The 24,268-nt window shown below is 66.1% G+C and carries 25 protein-coding genes and 2 tRNA genes; 13 read left to right on the top strand and 14 right to left on the bottom strand.

Annotated features, from left to right (window positions below):
• The first annotated feature begins 225 nt into the window (after positions 1 to 225).
• The 8 genes from ACYVH8_RS10295 (at position 226) to hemP (ending at position 6,046) form a co-directional block, all read left to right on the top strand.
• Positions 226 to 1,584 (top strand): TonB-dependent receptor, encoded by a 1,359-nt coding sequence (locus tag ACYVH8_RS10295; protein ID WP_460488766.1) that lies wholly within the window; start codon positions 226 to 228, stop codon positions 1,582 to 1,584.
• A complete protein-coding gene (locus tag ACYVH8_RS10290) occupies positions 1,499 to 1,936 on the top strand; it encodes a TonB-dependent receptor domain-containing protein (protein WP_460488765.1) in 438 nt (145 codons plus the stop codon). Before ACYVH8_RS10295 ends, ACYVH8_RS10290 begins: the two co-directional genes overlap by 86 nt.
• 69 nt (positions 1,937 to 2,005) lie before the next feature.
• A complete protein-coding gene (locus ACYVH8_RS10285; protein ID WP_460488764.1) occupies positions 2,006 to 2,689 on the top strand; it encodes a Fe2+-dependent dioxygenase in 684 nt (227 codons plus the stop codon).
• On the top strand, positions 2,686 to 3,846 hold the full coding sequence (locus ACYVH8_RS10280) for an alpha-hydroxy acid oxidase (protein WP_460488763.1): 1,161 nt from the start codon (positions 2,686 to 2,688) through the stop codon (positions 3,844 to 3,846). Before ACYVH8_RS10285 ends, ACYVH8_RS10280 begins: the two co-directional genes overlap by 4 nt.
• A gap of 155 nt (positions 3,847 to 4,001) precedes the next feature.
• Positions 4,002 to 4,673 (top strand): energy transducer TonB, encoded by a 672-nt coding sequence (locus tag ACYVH8_RS10275; RefSeq protein ID WP_460488762.1) that lies wholly within the window; start codon positions 4,002 to 4,004, stop codon positions 4,671 to 4,673.
• A 20-nt stretch (positions 4,674 to 4,693) separates the two neighbouring features.
• The gene (locus ACYVH8_RS10270; RefSeq protein WP_460488761.1) at positions 4,694 to 5,404 is read left to right on the top strand and encodes a MotA/TolQ/ExbB proton channel family protein; all 711 of its coding nucleotides are present in this window, start codon (positions 4,694 to 4,696) and stop codon (positions 5,402 to 5,404) included.
• Positions 5,405 to 5,408: 4 nt separating this feature from the next.
• The gene (locus ACYVH8_RS10265) at positions 5,409 to 5,819 is read left to right on the top strand and encodes an ExbD/TolR family protein (RefSeq protein WP_460488760.1); all 411 of its coding nucleotides are present in this window, start codon (positions 5,409 to 5,411) and stop codon (positions 5,817 to 5,819) included.
• Positions 5,820 to 5,833: 14 nt separating this feature from the next.
• The gene (gene hemP, locus ACYVH8_RS10260) at positions 5,834 to 6,046 is read left to right on the top strand and encodes a hemin uptake protein HemP (RefSeq protein WP_460488759.1); all 213 of its coding nucleotides are present in this window, start codon (positions 5,834 to 5,836) and stop codon (positions 6,044 to 6,046) included.
• Positions 6,047 to 6,089: 43 nt separating this feature from the next.
• Here hemP and ACYVH8_RS10255 read toward each other — a convergent pair whose 3' ends face one another.
• Entirely contained in the window at positions 6,090 to 6,497 is a 408-nt protein-coding gene (locus ACYVH8_RS10255; RefSeq protein ID WP_460488758.1) for a GlcG/HbpS family heme-binding protein, read from the bottom strand.
• Positions 6,498 to 6,686: 189 nt separating this feature from the next.
• Between ACYVH8_RS10255 and ACYVH8_RS10250 the strand changes: the two genes are divergently transcribed.
• The gene (locus tag ACYVH8_RS10250) at positions 6,687 to 7,385 is read left to right on the top strand and encodes a Bax inhibitor-1/YccA family protein (RefSeq protein WP_460488757.1); all 699 of its coding nucleotides are present in this window, start codon (positions 6,687 to 6,689) and stop codon (positions 7,383 to 7,385) included.
• Between the two features lie 117 nt (positions 7,386 to 7,502).
• Positions 7,503 to 7,880 (top strand): hypothetical protein, encoded by a 378-nt coding sequence (locus tag ACYVH8_RS10245; RefSeq protein WP_460488756.1) that lies wholly within the window; start codon positions 7,503 to 7,505, stop codon positions 7,878 to 7,880.
• Between the two features lie 10 nt (positions 7,881 to 7,890).
• Here ACYVH8_RS10245 and rlmD read toward each other — a convergent pair whose 3' ends face one another.
• Positions 7,891 to 9,327, bottom strand: coding sequence for a 23S rRNA (uracil(1939)-C(5))-methyltransferase RlmD (gene rlmD, locus ACYVH8_RS10240; RefSeq protein ID WP_460488755.1), 1,437 nt, complete (start codon positions 9,325 to 9,327; stop codon positions 7,891 to 7,893).
• A 78-nt stretch (positions 9,328 to 9,405) separates the two neighbouring features.
• Between rlmD and ACYVH8_RS10235 the strand changes: the two genes are divergently transcribed.
• On the top strand, positions 9,406 to 10,707 hold the full coding sequence (locus tag ACYVH8_RS10235; RefSeq protein ID WP_460488754.1) for an HD-GYP domain-containing protein: 1,302 nt from the start codon (positions 9,406 to 9,408) through the stop codon (positions 10,705 to 10,707).
• A gap of 15 nt (positions 10,708 to 10,722) precedes the next feature.
• Here the strand turns inward: ACYVH8_RS10235 and ACYVH8_RS10230 are convergent, their stop codons facing one another.
• The 5 genes from ACYVH8_RS10230 to surE are packed head-to-tail and all read right to left on the bottom strand — an operon-like array spanning position 10,723 to position 14,982.
• On the bottom strand, positions 10,723 to 11,505 hold the full coding sequence (locus ACYVH8_RS10230) for a 3'-5' exonuclease (protein ID WP_460488811.1): 783 nt from the start codon (positions 11,503 to 11,505) through the stop codon (positions 10,723 to 10,725).
• Positions 11,506 to 11,531: 26 nt separating this feature from the next.
• Positions 11,532 to 12,512: a sigma-70 family RNA polymerase sigma factor gene (locus tag ACYVH8_RS10225; protein WP_460488753.1), complete on the bottom strand. Its 981-nt coding sequence runs from the start codon at positions 12,510 to 12,512 to the stop codon at positions 11,532 to 11,534.
• A gap of 27 nt (positions 12,513 to 12,539) precedes the next feature.
• A complete protein-coding gene (locus ACYVH8_RS10220; RefSeq protein ID WP_460488752.1) occupies positions 12,540 to 13,400 on the bottom strand; it encodes a peptidoglycan DD-metalloendopeptidase family protein in 861 nt (286 codons plus the stop codon).
• 11 nt (positions 13,401 to 13,411) lie between these two features.
• Entirely contained in the window at positions 13,412 to 14,215 is an 804-nt protein-coding gene (locus ACYVH8_RS10215) for a protein-L-isoaspartate(D-aspartate) O-methyltransferase (RefSeq protein ID WP_460488751.1), read from the bottom strand.
• Complete coding sequence (gene surE / locus ACYVH8_RS10210; protein WP_460488750.1) at positions 14,212 to 14,982, bottom strand: 5'/3'-nucleotidase SurE; 771 nt, start codon at positions 14,980 to 14,982, stop codon at positions 14,212 to 14,214. Before surE ends, ACYVH8_RS10215 begins: the two co-directional genes overlap by 4 nt.
• Positions 14,983 to 15,114: 132 nt before the next feature.
• Between surE and ACYVH8_RS10205 the strand changes: the two genes are divergently transcribed.
• Positions 15,115 to 16,089 carry an NADPH:quinone oxidoreductase family protein gene (locus ACYVH8_RS10205; protein WP_460488749.1) on the top strand — a complete coding sequence of 325 codons (975 nt, stop codon included), beginning with the start codon at positions 15,115 to 15,117 and terminating at the stop codon, positions 16,087 to 16,089.
• A gap of 88 nt (positions 16,090 to 16,177) precedes the next feature.
• Entirely contained in the window at positions 16,178 to 17,716 is a 1,539-nt protein-coding gene (locus tag ACYVH8_RS10200) for an MFS transporter (RefSeq protein ID WP_460488748.1), read from the top strand.
• Positions 17,717 to 17,759: 43 nt separating this feature from the next.
• On the opposite strand, the gene ACYVH8_RS10195 is transcribed toward ACYVH8_RS10200, so the two are convergent.
• The 7 genes from ACYVH8_RS10195 to uvrC form a co-directional block, all read right to left on the bottom strand.
• Positions 17,760 to 17,835 (bottom strand) — tRNA-His (locus ACYVH8_RS10195).
• Between the two features lie 29 nt (positions 17,836 to 17,864).
• Positions 17,865 to 19,796, bottom strand: a complete 1,932-nt coding sequence (locus ACYVH8_RS10190) for a SurA N-terminal domain-containing protein (RefSeq protein ID WP_460488747.1) — start codon at positions 19,794 to 19,796, stop codon at positions 17,865 to 17,867.
• A gap of 58 nt (positions 19,797 to 19,854) precedes the next feature.
• Positions 19,855 to 19,930, bottom strand: a tRNA-Val gene (locus ACYVH8_RS10185).
• A gap of 16 nt (positions 19,931 to 19,946) precedes the next feature.
• Positions 19,947 to 20,219: an HU family DNA-binding protein gene (locus tag ACYVH8_RS10180; RefSeq protein WP_057675617.1), complete on the bottom strand. Its 273-nt coding sequence runs from the start codon at positions 20,217 to 20,219 to the stop codon at positions 19,947 to 19,949.
• Between the two features lie 334 nt (positions 20,220 to 20,553).
• Positions 20,554 to 21,456: a DMT family transporter gene (locus ACYVH8_RS10175; protein WP_460488746.1), complete on the bottom strand. Its 903-nt coding sequence runs from the start codon at positions 21,454 to 21,456 to the stop codon at positions 20,554 to 20,556.
• A gap of 12 nt (positions 21,457 to 21,468) precedes the next feature.
• Entirely contained in the window at positions 21,469 to 22,035 is a 567-nt protein-coding gene (pgsA, locus tag ACYVH8_RS10170) for a CDP-diacylglycerol--glycerol-3-phosphate 3-phosphatidyltransferase (protein WP_460488745.1), read from the bottom strand.
• Between the two features lie 41 nt (positions 22,036 to 22,076).
• Positions 22,077 to 24,047: an excinuclease ABC subunit UvrC gene (gene uvrC, locus ACYVH8_RS10165; protein ID WP_460488744.1), complete on the bottom strand. Its 1,971-nt coding sequence runs from the start codon at positions 24,045 to 24,047 to the stop codon at positions 22,077 to 22,079.
• Positions 24,048 to 24,268: the final 221 nt, after the last annotated feature.

The raw sequence follows: 24,268 nt of genomic DNA, 5'->3' as shown, positions 1-24,268 counted from the left end.
ACCAATCATGTCAAAACGGCAACACAACAGGAAGAAATCCACCCCCTCCGACATCAAACAGACCACGGCCACCCAGCCCCGCGCATCGACCGCGCTGCTACCCCTGGGCGCCATGCTGCTGGCCGGCTCCATGAGCGCGCTGGCCCAGAGCCCCGACGAAACAAGGGAAAAAACACTGGGCCCCGTGGTTACGACCGCGTCGAAGTGCTCAAGGGCTCGGCATCGATGCTGTTCGGCCGCGGCTCCACCGGGGGGGTGGTCAACCAGGTCAACAAAGTCCCTTTCCTGATGACCTCGCACGAGGTGAACACGACCATCGGTACGGGCCATGAGCGCCGGATGACCGGCGATTTCAATTTCAAGACCGACGACGATGCCGCTTTCCGCCTCAATGTGATGACCCACGAAGCCGAAAACTACGGCGCCAAAATCAGCAAAACAGGCATTGCTCCGGGCTACCGCTGGGGCATCGGCGCCCGGGATGAATTCCTGGTCAGTCTCTATCACTTGGCATACAACAACCGTGCTGTCTATGGCCTGCCTTGGCTGGCCAGCGGCGGCGAAATCCAGACGGTTCTGGACTCCAAAAACTATTACGGACTGGCCAGCGACTACAACCGCGGTTCGGCCACCTACGGCACGCTGAGCCACACCCATCGCTTTGACGATCGCAGCGAACTGAAAACCACCCTGCGCCACGGCCAGTACTACCGCGACCTCTGGGCCAGCGCCCTCCGATTCACCACGGCGCCCACCTCGCCCAGTGCCGTCGACGACAGCACCTCCATCACCCGCGGGCAAAAAGGCCGCATCGGCTACAGCACGATCAGCAACCTGCAAAGCGACTACAGCGACACCCTCAAGGTGTGGGGCTTGAAGCACCAGATCATCACCGGCATCGACCTGTCGAACGAAAACGCCCTGCGCAACAACAACTACCCCGGAGGCAATGCAACGGGCGCCGCACTGACCACTGCCGTCGGCACCCCGAATGACGGCGAATTCCGTACCGACCCGCACGGCGATGCGCCGATGAACAAGTTCAATGCCCGCAACATCGGTGTCTATGCGCAAGACACGCTGGAGTTGACGCCGACCCTCAAACTGATCGGGGGTCTGCGCAACGACCAGTTCACGGCAAGCTACTACACCGCCACCGGCGACAGCAACAACCGCGCCGATTCCTTGTGGAGCCCGCGTCTGGGGGCGATGTACCAACCCAACGACTGGTCGTCCTACTACACCTCCTACGGCACGTCCTACAACGTGTCCGGCGACACCTACCAATACGCCGTCGGCTCGCCCACGTCTCGCGTGGCCAACACCGCGCCCGAGCAAAGTCGGAATATCGAATTCGGCAGCAAGTTCGATCTGTTCGAGAAAAAGCTCATGCTGTCGACCTCGCTTTTCTACTCCGAGAAATACAATGAGCGCAACACCGATCCGGACACTGCCGCCACCCAGGAACTGCTCTCCGGCAAACGCCACGCCGCGGGCGGTGGATCTGAATGTCGCCGGTCGAATCACCTCGGCCCGGGCAACCTTCCTGTCCTGGACCTGGATCCCGAATGCCGAGGTCGATGAGGCCGTCTACACCACCAACGTGAACACGCCACAGGCCGGGGATCGCCCGGGTCTGACCCCCGTGCACAGCGGCAGCCTCTGGAACACCTACAAGATCAGCTCGCAATTCCGTCTGGGCGCGGGTGTGAACTACCGCGGTCGTCAGACACCCTTGACGAACAAGAACCTGAACGCCAAGGAGTTCACCACGCTGGACTTGATGGCGGAATACACCATCGACGGATCGACCTCGGTACGGCTGAACATCAACAACGCCACCGATGAGCGTTATGCCGATGGTCTGTACAGCAGCTTCTACACCCCTGGCGCCGCCCGCTCGGCGCAGCTGACCCTCAAGCTGCAATTCGAATAAACTGGATCGAAGGAAACGAGCTCCAGACCTGGGACCCGCAAGGTCCCAGGTCTTTTTTCAAACCCCGCCATGCTGATACATGTCCCCAATGTCCTGACGGCCGATGAGCTCCAGCAGGCTCGCGCAGAGCTTGCGCGTGCGTCCTGGCGGGATGGTCGAGCGACTGCGGGCTCCCAAGCCCTGCAGGTCAAGAACAACGAACAGCTTCCTCAGGACAGTCCCGAATCGCAGCGTTTGCAGACGCTGGTACGGCAGGCCCTCAAGCGGCACCCCACTTTCTTCTCGGCCACGCTCCCGAAGAAGATCTTCAATCCGCTCTTCAACCGTTACGGCGGGAAAACGGGGTATTACGGCCAGCACGTTGATGCAGCGGTCATGCACTCGCGCACCCCCAGCCAGTGCGTGCGTTCCGATGTGAGCTGCACACTCTTTCTGGCGGATCCGGAAGAATACGAAGGCGGTGAGATCACCATCCACGATACATTTGGCGCCCAGAAGGTCAAGCTCCCGGCGGGAGACATGGTGCTCTACCCGAGCTCCAGCCTGCATGAAGTGCTGCCCGTGACCCGAGGCCACCGATTGGCCAGTTTTTTCTGGGTCGAAAGCATGGTGCGCAGCGACGAACAGCGCCGTCTGCTCTACGAGCTGGACATGAACCTGCTCAAGCTGCGTCAGCAACACGGCGAAAACGCCGAGACCACGGCGCTCACCGGCACGTACCACAACCTGCTGCGCATGTGGGCCGACACATGAGCACGCCCCCCGTGCTGGCACGCGTGCCCGAGGGCGTGGTCACGCTGGCCGACCACGAAAGCCAGGCGCGCACGCGGCTCGACGCGAACGCCTGGGCCTATTTCAGCGGCGGCGCCGCCGACGAACTCACCCTGCGCGCCAACCGCAGCGCCTGGGACCAGCTGACATTGCTGCCACGCGTGCTGCAACCCCTGGCCGGTGGCCACACCCGCGTAGAGCTGCTGGGCCATACCCTGGCCCACCCCATCCTGCTGGCCCCCGTGGCCTACCAGAAGCTGGCCCACCCCGATGGCGAACTGGCCACGGCCCACGCCGCCGCCGTCCTGGGCGCTGGCCTGGTGCTCAGCACCCAGGCCAGTGTTTCATTGGAAGAAGTCGCCCGTGCCCTGCTGAACGAGCCGGATCGCGGCCCCCTCTGGTTCCAGCTTTATCTCCAGCCGGACCGGGGCTACACCCGCGAACTGGTGCAACGTGCCGAGGCCGCCGGTTATGAGGCCCTGGTGCTGACCGTGGACGCGCCCACAAGCGGTGCGCGTGACCGCGAACGCCGGGCCGGCTTTCATCTTCCATCAGGCATCAGGGCCGTCAACCTGGACGGCATGCCATTGCCGCCGCCGCCCAGACTCGACGCCGGCCAGAGTGCGCTTTTCGACGGCCTGCTGCGCCATGCACCCACCTGGGACGACGTGGCCTGGCTGCAGGCCCAGACCCGCCTGCCGGTGCTGCTCAAGGGCGTGTTGCATCCCGATGATGCGCGCCAGGCGACGGCCTTGAAGATCGCCGGCCTGGTGGTCTCCAACCACGGCGGACGCACGCTGGACACCGTGCCGGCCACGGCCACCGTGCTGCCGCGCATCGCCGACGCGCTGGGCGGCGCCCTGCCCCTGCTGGTCGATGGCGGCATACGCCGCGGCACCGACGTGCTCAAGGCCATGGCCCTGGGCGCCAGCGCCGTGCTGCTGGGCCGGCCCTACGTCTACGGCCTGGCCAATGCCGGTGCGGTAGGCGTGGCGCATGTGCTGCGCCTGCTGCGTGATGAACTTGAAATTGCCATGGCTCTGTGTGGCTGCCGCACGCTGCAGGAAGTGACACCGGCCCTGCTCGCCACACCAGGCCTCAAGGCCGTGAATGGCGCAACACCCGGGCAAGAAGTTTGAGACGACTCAATAAATAAGAATAATTCTCATTTATAATTCTCACATCATGTCGGCCCTGATCCTCCTCGGCAGTCTGGCGCTTGTTGCGCTGGCCTCCTGCTGGATCTTCAGGAAATAGCGACATCCTGCGGCCTCAGCGGCCGACACCCGACAATATGAAACTCACCGCAGCCAAACCACCCCTCATGAACCGTCGCATGCTCATCGCCGCCAGCGTGGTGGTGCTGCACGTATTCGTGCTGTGGGCCTTGCAGTCCGGACTGATGCGCCGCGCGGTGGAGGTCATCATCCCGGGTGAAATCCTGAGCGACATCATCAGCCCGCCTGCGCCGCAGCAGACCCGTCAGTCACAGGCGCCGACCCCGCCGCGCAAGCTCGAGCCGCAGCCGCCCAAGCCGCAGGCGCAGCCGGTACAAGCGCAGCAGACCGCCCCCCCGGAGCCCTCCCCCCTCGTGGCGCCGGCGGCGCCGGCCGCCGCTGCGCCGGCCGCCATCGAGGCCAGCACCGTGGCCGCCACGCCCGCCGCACCGCCGGCGCCGGCGCGCATCGAGCTGCCCTCCAGCGACGCGGCCTACTTGAACAATCCCAGACCGGCCTACCCGGCCCTGAGCCGCCGTCTGGGCGAACAGGGCAAGGTCGTGGTGCGCGTGCTGATCGGCATCGACGGCAAGGCCGAACAGGTCGAGATCCGTCGCTCCAGCGGTTATGACCGGCTGGACCAGTCCGCCCTGGCCACCGTGCGCAGCTGGCGCTACATACCGGGCAAACGCAACGGCATCCCCGAGGCCATGTGGTTCGAGGTGCCCATCATCTACCTGCTCGAATAATTTCTTATCCGGAGTTTTTTATGGAATCGCAATTCGGTCTGTTCAACGTCTGGGCCCAGGGTGACTGGGTCACGCGCGGTGTCGCCCTGCTGCTGCTGGGCATGTCGCTGGCGTCGTGGATGGTGATCCTCCTGAAGGCCATCGACATCGTGCGTTACAAGAAGCTGGCCGACCAGGCCGAGGGCTTCTGGCACAGCGCCGATTTCGCCGAGGGCCTGGCCAAGCTCGGCTCGCAGGAGGACAACCCCTTCCGCAACCTCGCCGAAGAAGGCCGCGAGGCCGCGGCGCACCACCGCAACACCAAGGCCCATCTGCACGACAGCCTGGACATCAGCGACTGGGTCACGCGCTGCCTGCGCAACAGCATCGACAACGCCACGGCCCGCCTGCAGTCCGGCCTGGCCGTGCTGGCCTCGGTGGGCTCCACCGCCCCCTTCGTCGGCCTGTTCGGCACGGTCTGGGGCATCTACCACGCCCTGCTGAGCATCGGCGTGGCCGGCCAGGCCACCATCGACAAGGTGGCCGGCCCGATCGGCGAGGCGCTGATCATGACGGCCCTCGGCCTGGCCGTGGCCATCCCCGCCGTGCTGGGTTACAACGCCCTGGTGCGGGGCAACAAGTCCATCCTGGGCAAGCTCAACAGCTTCGCCCATGACCTGCACGCCTACTTCGTCACCGGCGCGCGCGTCGGCGGCGGCGACGCCAAGGTCGTGCCCATGAAGAAAGCCTGATGCCATGGCCTTCGGAACCCAGGACGACACCGACGAGGTGATGAACGAGATCAACATGACGCCGCTGGTCGATGTCATGCTGGTGCTGCTCATCATCTTCATCATCACCGTGCCGGTGATGAAACACGCCGTCAACGTGGACCTGCCCCAGGCCACGAGCCAGCGCGAGGAGATCAGGCCTGAGACGCTGCGCCTGTCGATCGACGCCGCCGGCACCTACTACCTCAACGGCAACCAGGTCAGTGATACCGACCTACCGGGCCTGCTGCAGGCCGAAGGCGCGCGCACGCCCCAGCCCGACCTGCACATCAACGGCGACAAGGCCGTGCGCTACGAGCGCGTGGCCCAGGCCATGGCCATGGCCCACCAGGCCGGTTTGCGCAAGATCGGCTTTGTGTCCGAGCCCAGGCGCTGAAGACGGGTGGCAGCATGACGACAGCGATGAACGCCTCCCCGCACAGCCCGGCGCTCACCGCCGCGGCGCAGCCCGGCTGCACGGCCGCCGCTGCACGGGCACCGGCCGCCCCGCCGCTGGACAGCGCCGCCCTGCTGCAAGGTGGCAAGGCGGTCACGATCCGCCACAACGGCGAGGTCTACCGCCTGCAGGCCACACGCCAAGGCAAGCTGATCCTGACCAAATGAAGGGGGGCCTGACGGGCCCCTTGTTCATGGCCAAGGCGGCAACTTACAGGCCGATGGCAGCGATACCGGCGCGCGCGATCTGCGCGTCTTCCACCGACTTCACGCCACTGACACCCACGGCGCCCAGGCACTGGCCGTCCTTCATGATGGGCACGCCGCCCTCGAGCAGCCCGTCCAGGCCCGGGGCGCTGAGAAAAGAAACACGACCGCCGTTGATCATCTCTTCGTAGATGCGGCTCTCGCGCCGGCCCAGGGCCGAAGTGCGCGCCTTGGCCGGCGCGATCTGCGAGGAAATCGGGGCGGCGCCGTCCAGACGTTGCAGCCACAGCAGGTGACCCCCATCGTCAACGATGGAAATGCTGACAGCCCAGTTGTTCTTGAGCGCCTCGGCCTCGGCGGCGGCGGCGATGGCCTTGATGTCGGCGAGCTGGAGGATGGATTTGGTTTGCATGGCGGAAAAGGGCAAAAGAATGACAGCTGCAAGCATAGCCCCAGATGCCGGGGTTTCGGCAGCACCGTGTCGCAAAACAGCCCTGACAAATACACAGGGTACGTGGTGGATTACGGCCGGCGCCTTGAATCCGCCTAGAATGGCCGCAACTGTGCAATGCCTCTTGCGAGGCTTACAAGGAGAGACGACATGAGCGAACAAGTTCAAACCTACGGACAGACCGGCTACGGCCAGGTGCTCTCCGCCACGGAACGCAACAAGGTGCTGCGCAACACCTACTGGCTGCTGGCCCTGAGCCTGCTGCCCACCGTCGCCGGTGCCTGGCTCGGCGTGGCCACAGGCATCACCGCCTCCCTGACCGGCTTCCTCGGCCTGATCGTCTTCCTGGGCGGCGCCTTCGGCTTCATCTACGCCATCGAGAAGACCAAGAACTCGGCTGCCGGCGTGCCGGTGCTGCTGGGCTTCACCTTCTTCATGGGCCTGATGCTCTCGCGCCTGATCGCCATGGTGCTGGGTTTCAAGAACGGCGCCGACCTGGTCATGACCGCCTTCGCGGGCACGGCCGGCGTGTTCTTCGTCATGGCCAGCCTGGCCACGGTCATCAAGCGTGACCTCTCGGGCATGGGCAAGTGGCTCTTCGTCGGCGCCATCGTGCTGATGGTGGGCGGCATCATCAACGTCTTTGTCGGCTCCAGCACCGGCATGATCGTGATCTCCATGCTGGCCATCGGCATCTTCAGCGCGTACATGCTGTACGACATCAAGCAGATCATCGACGGCGGCGAGACCAACTACATCAGCGCCACCCTGGCCCTGTACCTGGACATCGTCAACGTGTTCCAGAGCCTGCTGGCCCTGCTGGGCATCTTCGGCGGTGAGCGCGAATAAGCCACCTGCCCTGACAAAAAAGGCCCTGCGGGGCCTTTTTTTCATGCCCCGGGGTATGCCACACTCAACTCACAGCCCCAACTGCCGATAAGCTCAGTAACACCCTCCCGCAAACCCATGACGCCGCGCCTCCTGCTCATCACCGCCCTGGCCCTGCTACTGGCCGCATGCGACATCCCCGGCATGGGCCCGGACCCGCGCATCGCCATGCGCGAAGCCGAGGCCAAGGCCATCGGCGGCGCTTGCCGCTACGCCCTGCGCGGTATCGAGGAGTGCTACCTGCTCAATCCCAAGGCCCTGAAGACGGCTGTCTTCGACGGCTGGCGCGAGATGGACCAGTACATGCGGGACAACAAGATCGAAGGCCAGCTCACCCCCACCGCCGAAAGCAAGGAAGCGGCCGAAGAGCAGAAGCCCGCTGCCAGCGCCGAGAAGAGGCCGGAAAAGCCGGCCACGACCGTCAAGCCCGCCGTGGCGGACAAGAAACCCTCCTGATCCCGACCGATCAGGCCAGCTCGAACACCGCCATGCTCTCGACGTGCGCGGTGTGCGGGAACATATTCACCACCCCCGCCGCCGTGCAGCGGTAACCCGCCTGGTGCACCAGCAGGCCGGCATCGCGCGCCAACGTGGCCGGGTTGCAGCTCACGTAGACGATGCGCCGCGGCGGCGTCCAGCCCTGCGCCCCAGGCGTGGCCGGATGGTTGGCGGGATCCACCTGCTGCTGGTGCAGGTCGGCCAGCGTCTTGGCCAGGGCAAAGGCCCCCTCGCGCGGCGGATCCACCAGCCACTTCTCGGCCACACCATCCTGGATCAGCAGCTCGGGTGTCATCTCGAAGAGGTTGCGCGCCACGAAATCCGTCGCCGCCAGGGCCTGACCCTCGGGACGAGTCGTCTGATTCAGCCGCAAGTTCTCACGCGAGCGCGCCACCAGGGTCTCGCTGCCCTCGATGCCCAGCACCTCACGCGCCTGCGTGGCAATGGGCAGGGTGAAGTTGCCCAGGCCGCAGAACCAGTCGATCACCCGCTCGTTTTTCTGCACCTCCAGCAGGCGCAGCGCGCGCGCGACCAGCACGCGGTTGATGTGCGGATTGACCTGGGTGAAATCGGTGGGTTTGAAGGGCATGGTGATGCCGAATTCGGGCAGGGCGTAGCTCAGCGGCAGAGCATCCGGCGTGTCGTCCAGGAGGTGCACGGTGTCCGGCCCCTTGGGCTGCAGCCACCATTGCACACCCGGGTTCAGGGTCGCAAAAGCGCGTAATTTTTCGAGATCCCCTGCACTCAGGGGCTCCAGGTGCCGCAGCACCAGGGCCGTGACCGCATCGCCGCAGGCCAGTTCGATCTGCGGACAGGTCTCGATGGCATCGAGCGAGCCGACCAGGGCGCGCAGCGGCATCAGCATGGCGCTCACGTGCGGGGGCAGCACGGGGCACACCGCCATGTCGGCCACGTAGCGGCTCTTGCGCTCGTGAAAACCCACCAGCACCGTGCCCTTTTTGCGCACGTGGCGCACCGACAGGCGGGCGCGGTAGCGGTAGCCCCAGGCCGGGCCTTCGATGGGACGCAGCACGGTCTCGGCCCGCACCTTGCCCAGGTGCCAGAGGTTGTCCTCCAGCACGCGCTGCTTGACGGCCACCTGAGCCGCGGGGTGCAGGTGCTGCATCTTGCAGCCGCCGCAGGCCCCGGCGTGCAGACCGAAATGCGGGCAGCCCGGACGCACACGCTGCGAGGACTCCTGATGGATGGCCGTGACGGTGGCCTGTTCCCAATTGTTCTTCTTGCGGTTGACGCTGGCGCTGACGACCTCGAAGGGCAGCGCGCCCTCGACGAACACGACCTTGCCGTCGGCCCGGTGGGCGATGCCCTGGGCTTCGATGTCGAGGGACTCGATCAGCAGGTGGTCCGGGGGAAGTGGTGAATTTTTCGCGATTTCATCAGGCATGTGCGTATTGTCCACGAGCCCGGCAGAAGCTCCCCCGTTCCGGCGCTACCATGTACATACATCTCCCGGAAATCCCTCGTGCAGACTGCTACCGACACCCAGTACTTCACCCAGGCTGTCACCGAATTCGGCAGCGTGCGGCAAGTCTTGACCACGCAACCCATCTACAACGCCAAGGGGGTCAAGATCATCGACCAGGGAGTAGCCATGCACCCGGGTTTGTACGATCGCCTGATGGAGCACCGGCTGTCGGCGCCCATCGAGGATTCCGTCTCGAGCCAGCCCGCGGTGAACGGCCACGCACTGCGCAAAGGCATCGAGGACCTTGCCAGCCAGACGCCCTTTTTCGGCCGGATGCTGGAGGACCGCGAAACGCGGGACATCCTCCTCGATGGCGTCGAGCGCATCCACCTGCCCGACCCTATTGCCTTCCAGCTCACGATGGCCAAGGACATACGGCCGACCCTTTACCAGCATCTGCTGAGCACCACGCTGACTGCCTCCTGGCTGGCGGCGGTCAGCGGCATGTCCCGCCTGCAACTCCGGATCGCGGCCACGGCAGGGCTGCTGCACGACATCGGTATGCTGCATCTGGACCCCCAATTGCTGGAGTACAAGAGTGGTATCAATCGCAGCCAGCACCGTCAGCTTGTCTCGCATCCGATGGTGTCCAGCGCCCTCATCGAACGGCACAAGGAGTACCCCCGGGAGGTGGTCCAGGCCGTGATGGAACACCATGAGTTCCTGGACGGCTCCGGCTACCCGCGCAACTTGCGCGAAGACGGTCTCAGCCCTTGCGGCAAGCTCATGGCGCTGACCGAGCTCGTGACCGGCGCTTTCGCCCCTGGCCGCGAGGTTCCTGAACTGCGCCTGTCCATCCTCTTGCGCATGAACACCCATCGGTATGACGCCAAGCTGTCGGAAAAGATCCTCGCGCTGCTCCGGCCGCAGGAAGCATCGGTCGACTCGATCACCCTGCTGGACGATCCCATCTCCTGCCTGCTGGAAATTGAGCGGGTGCTGGGCGCCTGGCCCGAGGACCGGATTACCTCCGCACAAATGCCGCAGGAGCAGAAAAAAAACCTGCGACCGATTGCAGCCCAGGCTTTGAAGCTGTCGCGCAATCTGGCCCAGGCCGGTGCCGTCCCGGAACAGCTGGAGCAACTGGGCAAGGAGTCACTGGATCCGTACCTCCAGGCCGAGCTGACGCTGCTGGCCAGCGAGGCCGCCTGGCAACTGCGCGCCCTGGCGCGCCAGGTCCGACGGCAGTGGCGCACCGAAGGAGATCAGACCACCGAACAGACGCTTCTGGACTGGCTGTCAAGTGTCGACACCGCCATCTCGCGCACCACGCGGGAATACAGCGCCGACGACGCCTGAGCGGGTCGCCCGCCCCTAGGCCCAGGCCTTGAGGTACTCGTCCCAATGCGGTTCGGCAGGCGCCAGATTACCCAGCGTCTCCCTGATCAGCGTGATCTCCCGGCCGTACTCGGCTTCCAGCAGACCACCACGCATCTTCTGGAAGCGGCAGTAGAGCAGGTAGGTGTTCATCACGTCCGTCTCGCAGTAACGGCGGATGTCCTCCAGCTTGCCTTCCAGGTAAGCCGGATAGACCGCCGAGCCGTCCATGCCCAGCTTGCCGGGAAAGCCGCAGAGCTTGGCCATGGCGTCCAGCGGCGCGTTGTTCTTGGGTTGGTACAAGGCCAGCAGGTCCATCAGGTCCAGGTGGCGCATGTGGTAGCGGCTGATGTAGTTGTTCCACTTGAAGTCGCGGTCGTCCTCGCCCTGGTCCCAGTACTTGTCGGCCACGACGCCGTGCTGCAGGCCGCGGTAATGCAGCACCGGCAGGTCGAAGCCCCCGCCGTTCCAGCTCACCAGCTGGGGCACGTGTTTTTCCAGGGTATTGAAGAAGGTCTGGATGACCTTGCCCTCGCTCTTGCCGTCACGGTCCACAAAGGAGTGGATGCGCAGACCCTCGGCGTTGCGAAACACAGCACTGATCACCAGGATGCGCTGCAGGTGCAGGGGCATGAAATCGCTCTGCCCCTTTTCCTTGCGCTCGGCCAGCCAGGCCGCGTAGACCTGCTCGTCCGTGCTGTCGGCCGGCATGTCGCGCAAGGCGCGCAGACCCGCGATGTCGGGTATGGATTCGATGTCGAAAACAAGAACGGGAGAGATCATGCGGAGATGTTACCGGAGCAGAATCACAGCAGCGCCTCGCGCGTGATGCCGCGGCGCGCCAGGTGGCGCTTGAGCTTGAACAGGGCCTCGTTCTGAACCTGGCGCACACGCTCGCGCGTCAGGCCCAGGCGCTGGCTCAGCACGTCCAGGGTCTCGGGTTCGCGGTCGCGCAGGCCGAAGCGCCCCTCCAGCACCTCGCGCTCGCGCGCCGACAGGCCCAGCAGCCACTCGTCCAGCAGGCGCTCCACTTCGTGCGCCTGGGTGACGCCGCTCGGGTCGATGGCCAGTTCGTCCACCACGGTCTCGCCCAGGGTCTGCTCGCCCTCGTTGCGCTCCAGTGTGGCGTCCAGCGAGCGCGGCGTCTCGGCCAGGGCCAGCAATTCGGCCACCTCGTGGATATCGCGCCCCAGGAAATGGGCCACATCCTCGACGCGCACACCGTCCGGTCGCCTCGCCACGAAAACCGCGTCATTCTCGAGCTCGCGACGCGCGCGCAGCACCTGCTGCAGCTCGCGCACCACGTTGACGGGCAGGCGGATCACCCGCCCCTGCTGCATCAGCGCACGCTCCACCGCCTGGCGTATCCACCAGGTGGCGTAGGTGGAAAAACGGAAACCCCGCTCCGGCTCGAACTTCTCGATGGCGTGCATGAGCCCGAGGTTGCCCTCCTCGATCAGGTCCGACAGCGGCACACCGCGCCCCAGGTAGAGCTTGGCGATGCTGACCACCAGCCGCAGGTTGTGCTCGATCATGCTCTGGCGCGCGGCAAAGTCGCCGGCGCGTGCGCGCAGGGCCGTCTCGTACTCCTGCACGGGGGTGAAGAGTTCGGTGCGCCGGATATGGCGCAAATAGGAGGTCAGCGCATCGCCGGAGTCGGCGGCCAGTTCGGCCACGATCGGCGCAGGGATATCGGGCCCGCTGTCGTCCACGGGGCGCGCCGCACTGCCCTCAGACAGCGCCGCGGTGCGCATGTCGTCGTTGCCTTGGAGGGAGCGTCTGGGCATGGCTGTTCCTCACGGCTGCCAATCGCGCTAGCGAGGTGGCAGGTACTTGAGCGGGTCGACCGGCTTGCCCTGGCGTCGCACCTCGAAGTGCAGCTTCACGCGGTCGGCATCGCTGTTGCCCATCTCGGCGATCTTCTGGCCTTTGCGCACCGCCTGATCCTCCTTGACCAGCAGCATCTTGTTATGCGCATAGGCGGTCAGGTAGGTGCTGTTGTGCTTGAGAATGATGAGGTTGCCGTAACCGCGCAGACCGGCGCCGACATAGACCACCTTGCCCTCGGCGGCGGCCAGCACCGGCTCGCCAGCCGCTCCGCCCAGGTCCAGCCCCTTGTTCTTCACCTCGTCAAAGCCGGCCAGCACGGGGCCGGGCACAGGCCAGATCCAGCTCAGGCCGGATTCGGCGGCAGCCGCAGGCTCGGCCGCGGCAGGAGTTGCGGTGCCCGGCCGCGCCGCCGCGCTGGAGCTCTGACCCGGCGACACCTGGGTGGAGGCGATGCTCCCAGAACCGATGGGCCGGGTCACGACACCATTGCTCTCCGTGGCAGCCACGACGGGCGGGGTCACGCGCAGCACCTGGCCCACACTGATCTGATTGGGTTGCTCCAGGTTGTTCCAGGCTGCGATGTCTTTCCAGTTCTGCCCGGTTTCGAGCCCGATGCGTATCAGCGTCTCGCCGGGCTTGACGGTGTAGTAGCCGACCTTGCCGGCGTTCTCGAAACCCGGGGGTTGTTTCACGGCCGTGGTGTTCGGATCCATGACCGGCCGGGAGATGCTGGTGCGCCTGTCCTCCACCGGCGCGCTGCCCGGGCCCGTGCCGCAGGCCGACAGCCCCAGCGCGGCCGCCAGCAGCCAGCCCGTCATCCCTGCCCGTCGCGAATAAACCGTCATAGCTGTTTCCTTCATGCGATGCCCGATTTTAGAGGGACAAAGTGCACCGCCTCAAGCAGGGTGTTCTGCAGGCCGGCTGGAGTCTTGTCGACCACCAGCAGGGCCTGGGGGCCCCCGGCAGTCCGCGCCACCGGCGCCACCAGGCGCCCGCCCACCGAGAGCTGCTCCGTCCAGGCCGTCGGCACGGCTTCGCCCCCCGCCGCCGCGATGATGCCGGCGTAGGGCGCGCCTTGTGCAAAACCCGTCATGCCGTCGCCAAACAGCAGATGCACATTGGGCAAGCGCAGCAGGCGCAGGTTCTCGCGCGCCTTGTCGTGCAGGCCGCGCAGGCGCTCGATGCTGTAGACCTCGTTCACCAGCAGGCTCAGCACGGCGGCCTGGTAGCCGCAACCCGTACCGATCTCCAGCACGCGCCCCATGGGCTCCGTGCGCCCGGCCAGCAGCAGCTCGATCATGCGCGCCACCACATTGGGCTTGGAGATGGTCTGGCCCAGGCCGATGGGCAGGCTGGTGTCTTCATAGGCCTGCGTGGCCAGCGCCGTGTCGACGAAACGGTGCCGCTCTACGCGCCCCATGGCGTCGAGCACCCGCGCATCCTTGACGCCCTGCACCGCCAGCTTGTGCACCATGGCCAGACGCACGGTCCGGGAATCCAGGCCCAGGCCCTGCGGTACCGGGGCCGTGCGCAAGGTGCGTTGCAAGGCCGTCGTGGCGGCGGGGGCGCTGCGCTGTGCCGCCGCCGCGGCAGGACGTGCCACGGCGTCGGCCGGCCGGTCCAGCCGCGCCGGGAAACCGGGACGCGGACGCGCATTCACGCCGCCCCCCCGGCGCCGAGCTGCGCCATGGACTGCGCCCAGTAGCCCAGACGCTCATGGTCGGAAAGATCGACCTTGAGCGGTGTCACCGCGACATGGCCCTGAGAGGTGGCGTGAAAGTCGGTGCCCTCGCTATCGTCCATGGCCGGGCCGGCCGCGCCGATCCAGTACATGGTGTCGCCGCGCGGACTGGTCTGGGTGATGACCGGTTCGGCCGCGTGGCGGCGTCCCAGGCGACAGACCTTGGCCGGCTTGAGCTGCTCCCGAGGCAGGCAGGGAATGTTGACGTTGAGCAGCCAGGGCTGCGCGCCCACCATGCGCTGCGCCAGCATCTCGGCCACCAGCTGGCGCGCCCGCGCAGCGGCGGCATCCAGGTGCTTCCAGCCCTTCTCGGTCTGCGAGAAGGCGATGGCCGGGATGCCGAAGAGATAACCCTCCATGGCCGCGCCCACGGTGCCCGAATAGATGGTGTCGTCGCCCATATTGGCGCCGTTGTTGATGCCCGAGACCACCAGATCGGGCCGGTAGCCCAGCAGACCGGTCAGCGCGATGTGCACGCAGTCGGCCGGCGTGCCGTTGACGTAACGGAAGCCGTTGGCCGCACGGTGCACGTACAGCGGGGAATGCAGGGTCAGCGCATTGGATTTGGCGCTGTTGTTGTGCTCGGGCGCCACCACCTCCACCTCGGCCACATCCTTGAGCGCCTCGTACAGCGCCACGATGCCGGGAGCCTGGTAGCCGTCGTCGTTGGAGATCAGGATTTTCATGGTTGGCATGTCCGTGCCCATTGTAGGTGGCCCGCCTGTCCGCCTTGACTTGCGTCACGCGAGGGACAAGAGGACCCACAGCGGTGCACGTATCATGCCCGACACGCTTCAGCACGCAACAGGAGACACGGTATGCACGCATGGCTTTGCACGAACCCCACCGGAGTTGACGCCCTCGAGTGGAAGGAACAGCCCACCCCGCAGCCCGGCCCCGGCCAGGTGCGGGTGGCGATCAAGGCCGCCAGCCTGAACTTCCCCGACCTGCTGATCGTGCAGAACAAGTACCAGATCAAGCCGCCCCTGCCCTTTGTGCCGGGCTCCGAGTACGCCGGGGTGGTCGAAGCCCTGGGCGCAGGTGTCACGAACCTGAAAGTCGGCCAGCACGTGGCCTGCCTCTCGGGCACCGGCGGCTTCGGCACCCACACCCTGGCGCCGGCCGCCCTGTGCCTGCCCCTGCCTGCGGGTTTCCCCTTTGCCGATGCGGCGGCCTTCATCATGACCTACGCCACCTCGCACCACGCGCTGGTGGACCGGGCCCAGCTCAAGGCCGGCGAAACCCTGCTGGTGCTGGGCGCGGCCGGCGGCGTGGGCACTGCCACCATCCAGATCGCCAAGGCCATGGGCGCGCGCGTGATCGCCGCGGCCTCCAGCGACGACAAGTGCGCGCTGTGCAAGTCCATCGGCGCCGACGACACCATCAACTACAGCACGCAGGACCTGCGCGAGCAGCTCAAGGCCCTGACCGGCGGCAAGGGCCCGGACGTGGTCTACGACCCCGTGGGCGGCGACCTGGCCGAGCCGGCCCTGCGCTCCATCGCCTGGCGCGGTCGTTACCTGGTGGTGGGTTTTGCCGCCGGACCTATTCCCCAGCTGCCGCTGAACCTGCCCCTGCTCAAGGGCGCCGCCATCGTCGGCGTGTTCTGGGGCGAATTCGCCCGCCGTGAACCGCAGGCCAACGCCGCCATGATGATGGCCCTGGCCCAGTGGTACGGCCAGGGCAAGATCAAGCCCGTGATCGACAGCACCCTGCCCATGGGCGAGCTCAAGGCCGCCTACGCGCGCATGGGTGCGCGCGACGTGAAGGGCAAGCTGGTCATGGTGAACTAAACCGGGCAGCAGCGCTGCCGCTGCCGCCCGGTCGAAAATGCCGAGTCTTGTTCGTCGTGCTTCATGAATACCGAAGCACAAAAACCCTATGCACCCGACACCCTCGACTTCTCCTGACACCGCGCCGCGCCGCGCCGGCCGGCGCGAATGGATCGGCCTGGCGCTGATCACCCTGCCCTGTGCCGTCTACGCCATGGACCTCACGGTGCTCAACCTGGCCCTGCCGGCCATCAGCGCCGACCTGCAGCCCACGCCCTCGCAACTGCTGTGGATCGTGGACATCTACGGCTTCCTCGTGGCGGGTTTCCTCATCACCATGGGCACGCTGGGCGACCGCATCGGCCGGCGCCGCCTGCTGCTGATCGGTGCGGCGGCCTTTGCAGCTGCCAGCACCCTGGCCGCCTTCGCGCACAGCGCCGAGGCCCTGATCGCCCTGCGCGCCCTGCTGGGCGTGGCCGGGGCCACGCTGGCGCCGTCCACGCTCTCGCTGATCCGCAACATGTTCCACGACGAGCGGCAGCGCCAGTTCGCCATCGGCATCTGGATCACCGCCTTCTCGGTCGGCAGCGCGATCGGGCCGCTGACAGGGGGCCTGCTGCTTCAGTGGTTCCCCTGGGGCTCGGTCTTCCTGGCCGCCGTGCCGGTGATGCTGCTGCTCCTGCTGCTGGGCCCCTCCCTGCTGCCCGAGTACCGCGACCCGCAGGCCGGGCGTCTGGACCTGGCCAGTGTGGCCCTGTCGCTGTCCACGGTGCTGCCCCTGATCTGGGGCCTGAAACGGCTGGCCGAGTCCGGTCCGGGCACGGCCGCTTTCGTGGCCCTGGTCTGCGGCGTGGCCCTGGGTGCGGTGTTCGTGCAGCGCCAGACACGGCTGGCCTACCCGCTGCTGGACCTGGGCCTGTTCCGCCGCCCGGCCTTCGCTGCGGCGCTGACCATCTACGCCCTGTCCTGCCTGGCCATGTTCGGCGTCTACATCTTCATCACGCAGTACCTGCAGGGTGTGCTGGGCCTGAGCCCGCTGGCCGCCGGCCTGGCCACCGTGCCCTGGGCCCTGGGCTTTGTCGTGGGCTCGCTGCTGGCGCCCAGGCTGACGCAGCGCTGGCCTCCGCACCAGTTGCTGGCGGCGGCGCTGTTGATGGCCGCCATCGGCTTTGCCCTGCTGCTGGCCACCCGTGATCTGGCCACCTTGCCAGTGCTGATCGTGGCCACCGTGGTCATGAGCCTGGGCATGGCGCCGGTCTTCACCATCGGCACGGAGATCGTCGTGACCTCGGCGCCGCCGGAGCGCGCCGGGGCAGCCTCCGCCATGGCAGAAACCGCGTCCGAGTTCAGCGGGGCCTGTGGCATCGCCATCTTCGGCAGCCTGGGTACGCTGCTGTACCGCGAGCGCCTGATGGAGATGCTGCCCGCCGATGTGCCAGCCGACAGCGCGACGGCCGCCGGCGCCACCCTGGGCGGCGCGCTGGCCGCCGCCGCAGCTCTGCCTGAGGCCCTGGGCACCTTGCTGCGCGACGCCGCACGCCTGGCCTTCACCGATGCCCTGCATGCCACAGCCGCCGCCGGCGCGGCCCTGCTGGTGATTGCGGCCCTGCTGGCGCGGCGCATGCTGACGCCACGGGCTAAACCCTGAAACGAATCAAGGCCCCGGAGGGCCTTGATTCAATGTGATGCGGTGGGGTGGCTGATGGGACTCGAACCCACGACGACAGGAATCACAATCCTGGACTCTACCAACTGAGCTACAGCCACCGCAAGGCTGAAATTATAACCTCAGTCGCTCACGAGGCGCTGCGCGCCGCAGGCACGGCATTCGCGGGACGCGGCACCTTGATCTGGACCTTGAGGCGTTCCTGCAGCCACTGGTAGTAGGCCTGGCCCTCGGCCTGCATCCACCACTGGGCGTACTGGGCACGCTCTTGCCGCTGCGCATCGGCTGCAGGGGCCGCGCGCTCGACACGCTTGATGACACGGACCACGACATAACCCTGGGCACCGAGGTCGACACCCACCCACTGCGGCAGCTGGGTGGCATCGGCGCGCAGCACGGCGTCGACCACGGCAGCCGGCAGGTTCTGCGTCTGGTCGCGCGACACCACCTGGGTGGCGCCCGTACCAGCACTCGCCGGGCCGGCCTTCCAGGACGCCAGTTTCTGTTGACCTTCCTGGCGCGCCAGTTCGGCGGCACGCGCCTGCACCACGCGCTCGCGCACCAGCTGGCGCACTTCGGCCAGGGGCAAGGTGCGCGCAGGCGTGTAAGCCGTGATGCGCGCAGCGGCGAGTTGGCTGGGTGCAATCTCCACGGCCTCGGTGTTGCGCTTGTTGTTCACGCTGTCGGGGCTGAAAACCGCCTCCAGGAACTTGGCGCTGGCCAGCACGCCCTTGGCGCCAGGCGCCGGCTGGCGACCCAGACCGTTGGCGCTCTGGATCTCGAGCTTGAGCTTGTCGGCCACGGGCTTGAGGCTGTCGGACTGCTCGTAGACGCCGTTGGTGAAGGCCTCGGCAGCCTCGGCGTAACGGGCACGCGCCTGCTGGTTCTTGAGGTCTTCTTCCAGGCTGGCACGCAGTTCGGCAAAGCTCTTCTGCTTGGGCGCCTTGATGTCGGTGACGCGGATGATGTGGAAGCCGAAGTCGGATTCGACGACCTCGCTGATTTCACCCTTCTTCAGGGCGAAGGCGGCATCCTCGAAAGGTTTGACCATGGCGCCGCGCGGGAAGAAGTCGAGGTCGCCGCCATTGGGCGCCGAACCCGGGTCCTGCGAATGCTTGCGTGCCAACTGGGCAAAGCTGTCAGGCGCCTTGCGCACCTGGGCCAGCAGCTCCTGCGCGCGCTCGCGCGCTTTCTGGCGCTCGGCCGCAGGGGCGTCCTTGGCTGCGGAGATCAGGATGTGGCTGGCACGGCGCTCCTCGGGACCACTCAAGCGCGCGGCATTCTGCTCGTAGTAGCTGCGCACGTCCTGCTCGCTGAGTTTGATCGTCTTGCGCACAGCATCGATGTCCAGCACGATGTATTCGATGCTGGCCTGCTCGGGCGCCTGGAACAGGGTCTGGTTGGCCTGGTAGAAGGCTTCCAGTTCGCTGTCTTCGGGTTTGACGCGCGCGGCAAAGTCCGCCGTGGCGAAACGCGCCAGCTGCACTTCACGCCGTTCGAAATAGGCGCTCAGCGCCAGGTCGGCCGGCACGGTCGGGATGAAGGCGGTCTGGGCCACGCCGGCCTGCACCTGGCGAGCCGCCAGGTCGTTGCGCATGCGGGCCTCGAACATCTCGGGGCTCATGCCCTGGCGGCCCAGCAGCTGGCGGTAGCGTTCCATGTCCAGCGTGCCATCAGGACGACGCAGTTCGGCAATGGCCGGGATGGACTGCAGTTCGCGCGCCAGACGGGCATCGCTGGCCCCCAGGTGCGCGGCCTGCGCAGCCTGGACCAGCACGCGCTCGCGCACCAGGCGCTCCAGCGTTGCATACCGGGCCTGGTCGGAATCGAGCAGCTTGGCGTCGATGGTGGGCATGAGCTGGCGCGCGCGTTCGACTTCCTCACGGTGCGCCGCATCCCATTCGCCGCGTGTGATCTCGGCGCTGCCGACACGGGCCACGGTCCGGTCCTTCTCAAGAAAACGGTTGTAGCCGTCGATGCCGACCAGCACGAAAGACGGGATGATGATCAGGAACAGGACGATCATCATGATCTTGTTGTGCTTGCGTACGTAATCAAACATGGGAGCGCTCTCCAGCAAAAAAAGAAAAAGGCGAACACATCGTTCGCCTTTGCCTGGGTGGTGGGTGCTGACGGGGTCGAACCGCCGACCTACTCCGTGTAAAGGAGCCGCTCTGCCAACTGAGCTAAGCACCCCACCGAAACAGGATCATCAGTTCAGCGCGTCCTTCAGAGCCTTGCCCGGGCGGAACTTCGGCACTTTGGCGGCCTTGATTTTAATCGCAGCGCCCGTGCGGGGATTGCGGCCGGTGCGGGCGGCACGTTTGCCCACGGCGAAAGTGCCGAAACCGACGAGAGAAACGGAGCCGCCCTTTTTCAGCGTGGTCTTGACGGCGCCGATGGTGGACTCCAGCGCGCGGGTGGCGGCGGCCTTGGAAATGTCGGCATGCTTGGCGATGTGCTCGATCAGTTCGGTTTTGTTCACAAAGATCCCCTTGTATGGAAACTGCGTTAGTCAGTTGGTCTTGTCAGAAATTTTGGCTTGCCGCCCCGGTTGAAACCGGTGGCGGGTGGCTGGGCCATGCAGTTTTTGCTGCTGCATGCGATTAGAGCCAGGGATCATACCCGTGTCAACATGGCATGCGGCATAACAACAGCGCGGGGGCGAATTCTAGACGCATTTTTCAGACCGTCACGGTCACGGTATCACTCACCCACAAATAAATGTTCAAACCCGGTGATCCACGACCAGGCGTCGCCATCAAAATGGTTTAAGGCGCCGAGCACTTGATACAGTTCGCCCGGCGCAGCGCACCTCATCAGCGCGCGGGTCGCACCACCAGGCTCACGCCCACGGCGGTCAGCACCGTGCCGGTGATGGTCAGCAAGGTGATCGGTTCGGCAAACAGCAGCCAGGCCATGAGGGCCGTGGTCGGTGGCACCAGGTAAAGCAGGCTGGTCACGCTGGTGGCTGCGCCGCGCTGGATCAGCAGGTACAGCAGGGAGCTGCCACCCAGCGTGAGCCCCAGCACCGACCAGGCCATGGCCGCGACCAGCTCCCAGTTCACGCTGCCCGGCATGACTGTCCAGCGCATGGTTTCATTTTCAAACAAGGCCAATGGCAGCGTGACCGCCAGCGCCGCAATGAGTTGCACCGCATTGGCGCTGCGCACATCACAAGGCGCAACAAAATGTTTCTGGTACAGCGTGCCGGTGGTGATGCTCAGCAAGGCCAGCAGGGCCAAGGCGAGGTTGAGCAGATCGGCTTCGCCGCCCTGCCCGAACTTGCGTGCCACCACCAGGGCCAGACCGGCAAAACCGAGGGCCAGGCCGGCCCACTGCCGCCGCGTCACCGCAGCGCCGCGCGCCGACAGCCAGATGGCGGTGAGCACAGGCTGCAGGCCGACGACCAGGGCCACCAGCCCCGAACCCATGCCGGCCTTCACCGCCGCCCACACGCCGCCCAGATAGCCCGCATGCATGAGCACACCCGTGACCGATAGGTGCAGCCATTGCGTGCGTGTGGCCGGCCAGGCCACACGGGCCAGCAGGATCCAGGGCAGGAAACAGAGGATGGAGAAGACGTAGCGCCAGGCCAGGAAACCCAGTGGCGGCGCATGGGGCATGCCGTAGCGCGCCACGATGAAACCCGTGCTCCAGATCAGCACAAAAACCAGCGGCATGGCCCGCTGCAGGGCCTCACTGTCACTGCGGCGACTCATCGTATCCAGACGTCATTTCACACGGGCACGGATTTCCGGCAGCGCTTTCTGCAGGTAATAGACCATGGACCACACCGTCAAGACCGCGGCCAGCCAGATCAGACCTGTACCCCACAGATGCGTGTTGAGCAGGCCAAACAGCATGCCGTCGAAGAGCAGGAAGGGGATGGCCACCATCTGCACCGTGGTCTTGACCTTGCCCAGCATGTGCACAGCCACGCTGCGCGAGGCGCCGATCTGCGCCATCCACTCGCGCAGGGCCGAGATCGCGATCTCGCGGCCGATGATGATGAGCGCCACGAAGACGTCGGCCCGCCCCAGATCCACCAGCACCAGCAGGCTGGCGCAGACCAGGAACTTGTCGGCCACCGGGTCAAGAAAGGCGCCGAAGGAGGAGATCTGATTGAGCTTGCGCGCCAGATACCCGTCAAGCCAGTCGGTCAACGCGAACACCACGAACATCACGGTGGCGATCAGGTTGCGTGTCCCGGGCTCCAGCGGCAGATAGAACACCCCGACGATCAGAGGGATCGCGACGATGCGCGTCCAGGTCATGAGGGTGGGGATGGTGAAGAACATGAGGGGGATTGTGGCATGCCCGCCGGGCCAGCCTGCGGCCATCAGTGCAGGGCGCGGTAGATGAGCTCCGCCAGTTCGTGCGAAATACCGTCCACCGAGGCCAGGTCCTCGACGCTGGCAGCCTCCACCCCGCGCGCGCCACCAAAGCGCTGCAGCAGCCTGGCGCGCCGCTTGGGGCCCACGCCTGCAATCTCCTCGATCCTGCTGCCGCCCGTGCGCACCTTGGCACGGGCCGCGCGCATGCCGGTGATGGCGAAGCGGTGCGCCTCGTCGCGGATCTGCGCCACCAGCATCAGCGCGGCCGAGTCCTTGCCCAGCCAGACCTTCTCTCGCCCGTCGGCGAACACCAGCTCCTCCAGGCCGACCTTGCGGCCCTCGCCCTTTTCCACGCCGACGATGAGCGCGAGGTCCAGGCCCAGCTGTTCGAACACCTCACGTGCCATCGCCACCTGGCCTTTGCCACCATCGACCAGCACCAGGTCGGGCAGGCGGTCCGTGCCCTCGGTGGCCATGCCGCCTTCCCCCTCGCCTCCTTCACGCAGGGCCTGGGCCAGACGCGCGTAACGGCGCGTCAGCACCTGGCGCATGGCGGCGTAGTCGTCGCCCGGCGTGATGCCGTCGATCTTGTAGCGCCGGTACGCGCTGTTCTGCATCTTGTGGTGATGGAACACCACGCAGGAGGCCTGCGTGGCCTCGCCCGCCGTGTGCGAGATGTCGAAACATTCGATGCGCAGCTCGTCCAGCCGGTCCTGCGGCAGGGCCAGGGCCTCGGCCAGCGCCCGCGTGCGCGCCTGCTGCGAGCCCTCTTCCGCCAGCAGACGGGCCAGCTGCAGGCCGGCATTGGTCTGCGCCATCTCCAGCCAGCTGCGACGCAGTTCGCGCGGCTGGTGCACGGCGCGAATCCTGATACCGGCCTGTTCCGACAGGGCGTCGATCAGGCCCTTGCCCACCGGCTCGCTGGTGATCAGCGTGGGCACAGCCGGCACCTCCACGTAATGCTGGGCGATGAAGGCCTCCAGCACCTGGACTTCGACCGGCACAGCGGTGGACTCGTCCTCGCTCTCCAGCAGGGCCGCGGCATCCTCCACGTGCACCGGGAAATAGGCGCGGTCGCCCAGATGGCGGCCACCACGCACCATGGCCAGATTCACGCAGGCACGGCCGCCCTGCACCTTGACGGCCAGGATGTCCACATCGCGGTCGTCCACGTTGTCCATGGACTGCTGGTGCAGCACATTGGAGAGTGCCGCGATCTGGTCGCGCAATTCAGCCGCCTGCTCGAACTCCAGCTGTTCGGAATGCGCCTGCATGCGGCCCTCGAGCTGCTGCAGCACCTGCTGCGTCTCGCCGCGCAGAAAACCTTCGGCATGCGCCACGTCCTGCGCATAGGCCTCGGGCGTGACGAGGCCCACGCAGGGGCCCGAGCAGCGTTTGATCTGGTACAGCAGGCAGGGCCGCGTGCGGTTGGCAAACACCGTGTCCTCGCAGGTGCGCAGGCGGAACACCTTCTGCAGCAGCAGGATGCCCTCCTTCACGGCCCAGGCGCTGGGGTAGGGGCCGAAGTAATGGTGCTTTTTTTCCACCGCGCCGCGGTAATAGGCCACCCGCGGCCACGCGTTGGCGGACTTGCTGTCGCCCGGCTGGGCGACTGTGATCTTCAGATAGGGGTAGCTCTTGTCGTCTCGAAACAGGATGTTGTAGCGCGGGTGCTGGGTCTTGATCAGATTGTTTTCCAGCAGCAGGGCCTCGGCCTCGGAGCGCACCACCGTGGTCTCCAGGCGCACGATCTTGCCCACCATGTGGCCGATGCGCGTGCCGTCGTGGCTTTTCTGGAAGTAGTTGGCCACGCGCTTCTTGAGGTTGCGCGCCTTGCCCACGTAGAGCAGCCCGCCCTCGGCGTCGAAGTAGCGGTAGACACCGGGCAGCGAAGGCAGGGCCGCCACCTGCGCCAGCAGCTCCGCGCTGTGCACGCCGCCGACTTCCGCCTCGTCCTTGACCTTCTCGTTTGCCATGACCCGTATTGTGGACAATCTAGGGCCTGTTCACGCCAATTTCACAAGATGCGTTGCGAATCAAAAAAGTCATGCGGTAGGCACGTGGACGCCGCCGGGGTCATCCCCCGGCCACAGTCCGCGCAACACCCCGCATGGCTTTTTTGGCCGCAACCCGAAGGGAACATGGTTAAAACCGCGCCACTCGTTGTTGCACTCCTAGCCCAGGCGGCCAGCCTGGG

The sequence above is a fragment of the Curvibacter fontanus genome (genome assembly GCF_054780335.1).
The sequence above is the reverse complement of the archived record's forward strand: the minus strand, read 5'-3'. Positions and strand labels throughout refer to the sequence as shown.

Coding starts and splice junctions, on each gene's coding strand:
- ACYVH8_RS10250 (WP_460488757.1), top strand. CDS start 6,687: ATGAGCGAACAAGTTCAAACCTACGGACAGACCGGCTACGGCCAGGTG.
- ACYVH8_RS10200 (WP_460488748.1), top strand. CDS start 16,178: ATGCACCCGACACCCTCGACTTCTCCTGACACCGCGCCGCGCCGCGCC.
- ACYVH8_RS10225 (WP_460488753.1), bottom strand. CDS start 12,512: ATGCCCAGACGCTCCCTCCAAGGCAACGACGACATGCGCACCGCGGCG.
- ACYVH8_RS10220 (WP_460488752.1), bottom strand. CDS start 13,400: ATGACGGTTTATTCGCGACGGGCAGGGATGACGGGCTGGCTGCTGGCG.
- ACYVH8_RS10175 (WP_460488746.1), bottom strand. CDS start 21,456: ATGAGTCGCCGCAGTGACAGTGAGGCCCTGCAGCGGGCCATGCCGCTG.
- hemP (WP_460488759.1), top strand. CDS start 5,834: ATGACGACAGCGATGAACGCCTCCCCGCACAGCCCGGCGCTCACCGCC.
- ACYVH8_RS10265 (WP_460488760.1), top strand. CDS start 5,409: ATGGCCTTCGGAACCCAGGACGACACCGACGAGGTGATGAACGAGATC.
- surE (WP_460488750.1), bottom strand. CDS start 14,982: ATGAAAATCCTGATCTCCAACGACGACGGCTACCAGGCTCCCGGCATC.
- ACYVH8_RS10245 (WP_460488756.1), top strand. CDS start 7,503: ATGACGCCGCGCCTCCTGCTCATCACCGCCCTGGCCCTGCTACTGGCC.
- ACYVH8_RS10205 (WP_460488749.1), top strand. CDS start 15,115: ATGCACGCATGGCTTTGCACGAACCCCACCGGAGTTGACGCCCTCGAG.
- ACYVH8_RS10255 (WP_460488758.1), bottom strand. CDS start 6,497: ATGCAAACCAAATCCATCCTCCAGCTCGCCGACATCAAGGCCATCGCC.
- ACYVH8_RS10190 (WP_460488747.1), bottom strand. CDS start 19,796: ATGTTTGATTACGTACGCAAGCACAACAAGATCATGATGATCGTCCTG.
- pgsA (WP_460488745.1), bottom strand. CDS start 22,035: ATGTTCTTCACCATCCCCACCCTCATGACCTGGACGCGCATCGTCGCG.
- ACYVH8_RS10285 (WP_460488764.1), top strand. CDS start 2,006: ATGCTGATACATGTCCCCAATGTCCTGACGGCCGATGAGCTCCAGCAG.
- uvrC (WP_460488744.1), bottom strand. CDS start 24,047: ATGGCAAACGAGAAGGTCAAGGACGAGGCGGAAGTCGGCGGCGTGCAC.
- ACYVH8_RS10280 (WP_460488763.1), top strand. CDS start 2,686: ATGAGCACGCCCCCCGTGCTGGCACGCGTGCCCGAGGGCGTGGTCACG.
- ACYVH8_RS10295 (WP_460488766.1), top strand. CDS start 226: ATGCTGTTCGGCCGCGGCTCCACCGGGGGGGTGGTCAACCAGGTCAAC.
- ACYVH8_RS10270 (WP_460488761.1), top strand. CDS start 4,694: ATGGAATCGCAATTCGGTCTGTTCAACGTCTGGGCCCAGGGTGACTGG.
- ACYVH8_RS10275 (WP_460488762.1), top strand. CDS start 4,002: ATGAAACTCACCGCAGCCAAACCACCCCTCATGAACCGTCGCATGCTC.
- rlmD (WP_460488755.1), bottom strand. CDS start 9,327: ATGCCTGATGAAATCGCGAAAAATTCACCACTTCCCCCGGACCACCTG.